Source organism: uncultured Meiothermus sp., assembly GCF_937863175.1.
GTDB lineage: Bacteria > Deinococcota > Deinococci > Deinococcales > Thermaceae > Meiothermus.
This window is the reverse complement of sequence record NZ_CALMCQ010000199.1, coordinates 1-6,717: the sequence shown is the minus strand read 5'-3', so window position 1 is coordinate 6,717 and position 6,717 is coordinate 1. Positions and strand designations below refer to the sequence as shown.

Here is a 6,717-nt window from a genome sequence, read left to right as displayed (position 1 = left end):
GCCCCGGCGAGAGGGGGGCCTCGAGGTGAAACTGGGCGCGAAAATAGCGTTTGACCTGGGTGTCCATCAGCAATCTCCGGCGCGAGGAAGACGACATGGGCTGATACCGAATAGCTATTCTCTGATAGGTCGCCCAAGTTACTTGGACTGATTCAAATATATGGGCTATTGTAAGCACATACCAAGTTCCAGGGATGAGAGATGCTTCAAGAGCTGCATTTCATTGTTTTCTATGAACAATAACCCCTTACACCAGGGCTTATGCACAGCCGCTTTTGGGAGATGTGAAACCCCTTCGACTCTTCCAGCAGCGACACGACCTGCCCAGAGAAGGGGGGTAGTGGAGGGTGCTGATCATGCCGCATCCCGTATTGGGGATCAGCTTTGCTCCGTCTGGGACTGGCAGGCCTCCGCAGGGTATAGCCACGCCCATCGGCGGCCACCGCTATAGATTCCACCTCAAAGATGGCACCGGCCCTGATCACCCCTGGAGTTGTTGTGGGTCGGCACTCGGGGGGAGTAGCTCGAGGATTCGTCGCCCATCCCATCGTTCGTTGGCGTATGAACTCCCTTCCCTGTGTGGGGTAGGAGTCTACCTTACCGGAGCCCTGGTACCCTCCGCACACTACGAGACAACTCCAACCCCACTACCTGAGGCTATAAACCACACCTTCTGCCCTGGGCGCAGTTGAGCCAGCCAGGGCAGATCGGCTGGATGGACTTGTGCAGGTTTGGCGTAACCGCCGATGCGGCCCCGGTCACTCAGCAACACGATGGGCTGGCCCTGGGTGGTGATCTGAACAGCACCCAGCGGCGTAGCCTCGCTGATCAGTTCGCCTCCTGGTACTTCCGGACCCGACAATCTCAGTCCCATCCGATCCCCCGATACGAGTTCAAAAGGAGCCGCACACAGGGCCCGCATGGCCTCCAGGCTGTATTGTGGCCCAGCTAACAGCCGAATTCGCTTCAACGAAGGCACCTGTTGGGCAAAACCGAGTCCCGCTCGAGCCATCCTGGGTTCTTCCAGGCCCAGCACATCCCCGGCCTGTAAAGCCCACCCAACCCGCCCATTGACATCGGTGCTGGCGCTGCCCCAAAACACCTCGCTTTCAATTCCACCTGCCAGCGCCAGGTAACCCCGTACGCCCTCCCGGGTAGGCTTGAAGCTCAGCACATCCCCTTTTCGCAAAGCAAAAGCCTGTGCCCCCGTGACCGGCTGACCATTAACCTGCGGAGACATGCCGTAGCCTGCAAAGGCCGCCACCACCGACGAAAGCACACTCAAGATAGGGCCGTTCAAGGTGAGTTCTAGCAGGGGTGCACGGGCTGGATTGCCCACCAGCCTGTTGGCAAAACCTGCCGAGCGCTGATCCAGCACCCCCGAAGCCGCCAGCCCAAAACGCCCGGTCATCCGCCGGCCACGATCCATCACCAGATCCAACAAGCCCGGCTGCTCCACCCGCAAGACCGGAGAACGCGGCTCGGAGGGAAGAAGGGAGCGTTCGGTGGGCACGGCTGGGGTCTCCCCACACGAGGGCACAAAACGCACCCCATCCCCGGCTTCGAGCAAAATCGGGGGGTCTCGGTGGGGGTTGTAGACCGGGGTCAGCGCGGTTCCGATCAGGTGCCACCCGCCTGGGGAGGGCAGCGGATAAATCCCACTCTGGCCACCCGCAATCGCCACCGAGTGGGCCGGCACGCTGGAGCGTGGGCTGGTGCGACGCGGAAGGCCTAAGCGCACGTCGAGCGGCCCCAAAAAGGGGAACCCTGGTGTAAAGCCGGTTGCAAAGACCCGGTACTGTTGCAGACTGTGTAGCCGGATCACATCCTCCACGGTCAAACCGGTCTGCGCTGCCACCCAGGGCAGGTCTGGCCCGTCGTAGCGCACCGGAATTTCGACCTGTTTTCCCTCTCTTCGCTCGGGGAGTTCCTGCATATGTCGCCGAAGCCAGCGCTCCACTTTTGCCCTGGAAACCCGCTCGGAGTCGAACTCGAGGTACAGGTTCACATACCCTGGAACAATATCCGTAACACCCGCCAGCAGGTCGGAGAGCAGAGCCCGCGCCAGGGCCAGCAGCCGCGTATTGGCCGACCAATCGAGCACATCGGCAAAGCGCAGGTAAAAACCAGTCAGGGTCATGGGTGTAGGGCCTGGGACAAAATGTGGCTGTTCAGTAGGTCTGGATGGTGATGCCCTCGGCCAGCAAAGCCTCCCGTATGGCTCTGGCAATCCCGACGGCCTGGGGGTTGTCGCCATGAATACACAGGGTCTGGGCGCGTATCGGAATGGCTCGGCCATCCACGGTTTCTATCTGGCCTTTCACCAGCATCTGAACCGCCCGTCGTGCAGCTTCCACAGGGCTATGAATCCAGGCTCCCCCCGAGCCTCTGGGGGCCAGCCGGCCATCGTGGCTATACCCCCGCTCCGGGAAGGCTTCAACGATTACCCGCACTCCCAGCCTCTGCGCCTCGACCTCGAGGGGCGAACTGGGCAAGACCACCAGCGGCAGGCTGGGGTCAAAATCTTTCGCGGCCTGGGCAATTGCCAGGGCGGTTTCGGAGTCTCGGGCAGCCCGGTTGTACAGGGCCCCGTGGGCTTTGAGGTGGTGCAGCGACAGGCCCGCTACCTTCAAGAAGGCGCTCAGTGCGCCGACCTGGTAGAGCACATCGGCATAAATCTCATCGGGCGTGGCGGCCAGCTCCCGCCGCCCAAACCCCACCAGGTCGGGGAAGCCGGGGTGAGCGCCGACAGCAATGCCGGCTTGTTTGGCGAGCTCGAGGGTGCGCCGAAGGGTCAGCGGATCGCCAGCATGAAAACCACAGGCCACATTGACCGAACTAATCAGGGGAAATAGTTCTGCGTCGTTGCCAAGTTGCCAGTGTCCGAAAGATTCGCCAGCATCGGCATTGAGATCTATGGTCATCAGCTATAGATTGCACGGCTACCGGCCCTTATTGCAACCCTCGAGGCCGAAGTATGCGTCTCCCGGCAAATGTGCCGTTGTTTGATCTCGGCAAACTTGCCGGAAAGGGGGTCGAAGATCAGCACAGGCTGTGACAACAGTGCTCCTCTTGCCTGGGCGGGGGTCAGGCTTCACTGGCCCAGAATCAGGGCGAACATCAGCGGGGCCACAATCGAGGCATCCGACTCGATCATGAATTTGGGGGTCTCTACACCCAGCTTGCCCCAGGTGATTTTCTCGTTGGGCACCGCTCCCGAGTAGGAGCCGTAGCTGGTGGTGGAGTCGGAGATCTGGCAGAAGTAGCCCCAGACCGGAACATCGGGGCGCTGCATGTCCTGGTGCAGCATCGGCACTACGCAGATGGGAAAGTCGCCAGCAATGCCCCCGCCAATCTGAAAGAGGCCAGTGGACTGCCTGGCGCTGGTCTCGATATACCAGTTGGCCAGCATCATCATGTACTCGATACCCGTCCGCACCGTGTGTACATTTTGGATGTGTCCATTCAGGCAGTGGCCCGCGTACATGTTACCGGTGGTGGAGTCTTCCCAGCCCGGCACCACCATTGGCAGGTTTTTCTCGGCAGCCGCAACCACCCAGCTATCCCTGGGGTCAATCTGGTAGAACTGCTCGAGCCTCCCCGAGCGAATGATCCGGTACAAAAACTCGTGCGGAAAGTAGCGTTCCCCTGCCGCGTCGGCGGCCTCCCACTCCTCGAGCAAAGCCCCTTCCAGACGGCGCATGGCCTCCATCTCGGGAATGCAGGTATCGGTCACGCGGTTCATGTGCTTTTCCAGCAACCGTTGTTCGTCCTGGGGTGTTAGCTCGCGCCAGTTTGGGACGCGCTCGTAGTGGTGATGGGCCACCAGGTTGAACAGGTCTTCCTCGAGGTTGGCCCCGGTGCAGCTAATGGCCTGCACCTTGCCCTGGCGGATCATCTCAGCCAGCGAGAGGCCCAGCTCGGCGGTGCTCATGGCCCCAGCCAGCGTGACCATCATTACCCCGCCCTGATCCAGGTGGGCGGTATAGGCATCAGCGGCATCCACCAGCGCAGCAGCGTTGAAGTGGCGGAAATGGTGCTTGATAAACCTCGAAATTTCTCCCCGAGACATGTCTTCCTCCAGGTTACGGCCTTGCCCGAGTCGCGCCAGACGACTCGCCTCGTTCTCGCGGGGTGGGCGAAGGTGGCTCCCCCCTTGGGCTTGGGTGCAAGCACAGGGTGCAATGCACTTGCCGAACGCCAGAATATCGCAGGGGCTTGCGGGCCCTGCCATGCTCCGCCTGAAAGTGTACCGAAGTCTGCCGAGAATACAAGACCCCGGTAGAGCTGATGAGGCAAGAGGTTTAGAAGCGCTCGTAGGAGAGAATCTGGAACACTGCAATCCGAGTTCCAGGAATCGCTGCCAGCGCACCAGGCAGATTGATTCCTGGGTCAATGTAGTAGATATCCGCACTGCCTCCACCGTTGCAATTGCTATTTGTACAAAAAGAATCCGCCAGAACCATGCCAGCCAGGGTGGCTTGTGAACCCGACAGTACAAATCGCCTACCTGAATAAATCATGGCTGCTACAGTCATACCTTGGCGAGCATAATCAACAGAAACATCTGCTGTATTTCCCTCTGCCATTAGCGCAAGCGCTTGTTGTGGGAAAGGAGCTGTTCCATCTGGAAGCACATCACCATTAAGTGTCAATACACCACCACGGTTCTGACCACTTGTGAAGGACTGTAATAGAATAGTGGCAGCACGTCCATTCTGGTCATAACCGTAGGCTCGATAAAGAATATTCCGAGCCTGATTGTTGCCACGAATCGTCTGTAGGTTAAAACCTCGCATTGCTACCGAACCATATACCTCGAGTAATCCATCTGTCCCGTTGGGTGAATAGTAGAAGCCTCCGGCAGCCCTACCATTCAGGTTAAAGCGGCAATCAATTGTAGTGGCATCCAGGCTAATGGTAGTTTGATTCAAGATAGCGCTGCAACTTGTAGCATTGCTCCAACTTGCACCTGCTGGCAGTGTGGGCAAAGGACTACCACGGCTGAACACAACATTACGAGCATCGGCAATAATACACTGCCGCCAAGTTTGATTGGCACCGCAAATACCGGGGCCATCAAGACGCGGGAAGCGAGGAGATTCAGCATCCGAGATGTCATAGCGCCCCACAAACTGGGAGCAAAATGGGCTGCAGGTTTGATTGGTGATGAGCTGAGGGTTACCGCTGGTTGTATAAGCCAAAGCCAAGTTGGGGTTAGAAGGAACCAGGCTTGGATCGCCAATTTTGATATCTACAAGATTATTGTTGGGGTTCTGCTGCGTATTGGCCGAGCCAAGTCCCGCACTACCACCAATCCCAATAGTTCCCCAGCGAACCCGGAAGGATGAGCACAGATTGTTAGCCCGAGCCGGAGTTACGCGGGTACTCAGCAAACTATTGCCGGTCAAGTCATATGTATTCCCCACCTGCATATTGCCACTACCGACAAATACACGACGGGTGGGATCGGTCTGGTCACCTTCAATAAAGACTCCACCACGAATATTTGCACTGCCATTAATTGAACGCTGCCCCGAACCAGAACCCGCGACTATGGCATAGCGCAACAAACCGGCATTTGCCAGGTTAAACACCGCCCGCACGCTCGATTGGGCTCCGGCAAACCGGCCCACCGAGGTGATGGTCATGTAGTTTCGGTCGTTGGCATCGCGCCGGATGGTGATAGTGGCCTGACCACCTGCGATGTTATCGGTAAACACCATACGGCCCTGACCGTCAAAAGTTTGCATGGAACCGGGGCCGTTTCGGTCCCAGTCAATGCCAGAATATAGTGGGTTCTCGCAGGCACTCGCATTTGCTGCTGGTTGGCCTAAGGCCCAACGGAAGTTTTGAAACAGGGCTGTCTTGTACTTTTGCAGCCCGGCCTGGGCAATGTAGTTGGCCTGGGTGGAGGTGGAGTCGTTGCGGGTCACGAACTGCTCAATTTGGGTGGTGTAGAAGGTGCCAAACACCAGCAAGCCCACCAGAACCAAAATGACCAGGGTGGCTACGATGGCGATTCCAGACTTCTGGCGCATACTTCCTCCTGCCTCAGTTCTTGAGGTTGGGCATCAGAACTTCCTGGGTAAGGGCCAGGCAGATACGCCCTGACGGACAGTTGACGGTGCTTCCACTCGAGGTGGTGTGGCTGGTGGAAGCGATGTTGCTGAGGGTAGAAGTAGACTGTCCGATAACTGTCACCCTCGCACTGCGGGGAAAGCTGCCAGCAGGACAGCCCGCGCTAGTGTTGGCGGTGGTGTTGTTGCTGCACTGGTACAGAATGTCCATTGCCAGGATGTCTGGGGCCAGGTCTACCAGAGAAACCGCACCTCCGCAGGGCACATCGGAACGTTGCAGGGTATTGCTGCTAAAGGCGTAACTAACCCCACGACAGGGCTGGGCCGTACTCGCGCGAAGGTTGGTCACATACTGCACAGTGAAGCCGTCCTGGACGCCTTCATCGGTAGAGGTCAGGCAGTTGGCCCCACTGCATCCGCTCGAGACCGTGGTGACCAGATTGCCGCTGGAGTCCAGAAACCCCCTCGAGCCCACCATCTGCAAATCCTGCGTGACCATCTGCATCACCATCCGCACCCGATCCTGCACCTCACTGCGGCTCTGGGTGCGCAGGGTCAGGTCGCGCTGGTCGCCAAAATAAACTGCAACCAGGGCCAGGATTCCGGCCAGAATCCCCATGGCAATCAACAGTTCGAC

The 6,717-nt window shown here is 58.5% G+C and carries 6 protein-coding genes; all 6 read right to left on the bottom strand.

The window, feature by feature from the left end:
* Positions 1–625: 625 nt before the first annotated feature.
* Positions 626–2,140: a 5-oxoprolinase subunit PxpB gene (pxpB, locus tag Q0288_RS07850; RefSeq protein ID WP_299429343.1), complete on the bottom strand. Its 1,515-nt coding sequence runs from the start codon at positions 2,138–2,140 to the stop codon at positions 626–628.
* A 31-nt stretch (positions 2,141–2,171) separates the two neighbouring features.
* A complete protein-coding gene (locus tag Q0288_RS07845; RefSeq protein WP_299429342.1) occupies positions 2,172–2,924 on the bottom strand; it encodes a 5-oxoprolinase subunit PxpA in 753 nt (250 codons plus the stop codon).
* Entirely contained in the window at positions 2,924–3,061 is a 138-nt protein-coding gene (locus Q0288_RS07840) for a hypothetical protein (protein ID WP_299429341.1), read from the bottom strand. Before Q0288_RS07840 ends, Q0288_RS07845 begins: the two co-directional genes overlap by 1 nt.
* Before the next feature lie 33 nt (positions 3,062–3,094).
* On the bottom strand, positions 3,095–4,072 hold the full coding sequence (locus Q0288_RS07835; RefSeq protein WP_299429340.1) for a deoxyhypusine synthase family protein: 978 nt from the start codon (positions 4,070–4,072) through the stop codon (positions 3,095–3,097).
* Between the two features lie 232 nt (positions 4,073–4,304).
* The gene (locus tag Q0288_RS07830; protein ID WP_299429339.1) at positions 4,305–6,041 is read right to left on the bottom strand and encodes a hypothetical protein; all 1,737 of its coding nucleotides are present in this window, start codon (positions 6,039–6,041) and stop codon (positions 4,305–4,307) included.
* 13 nt (positions 6,042–6,054) lie between these two features.
* Positions 6,055–6,717: prepilin (locus Q0288_RS07825; RefSeq protein ID WP_299429338.1), on the bottom strand; the 663-nt coding region annotated here is incomplete at its 5' end.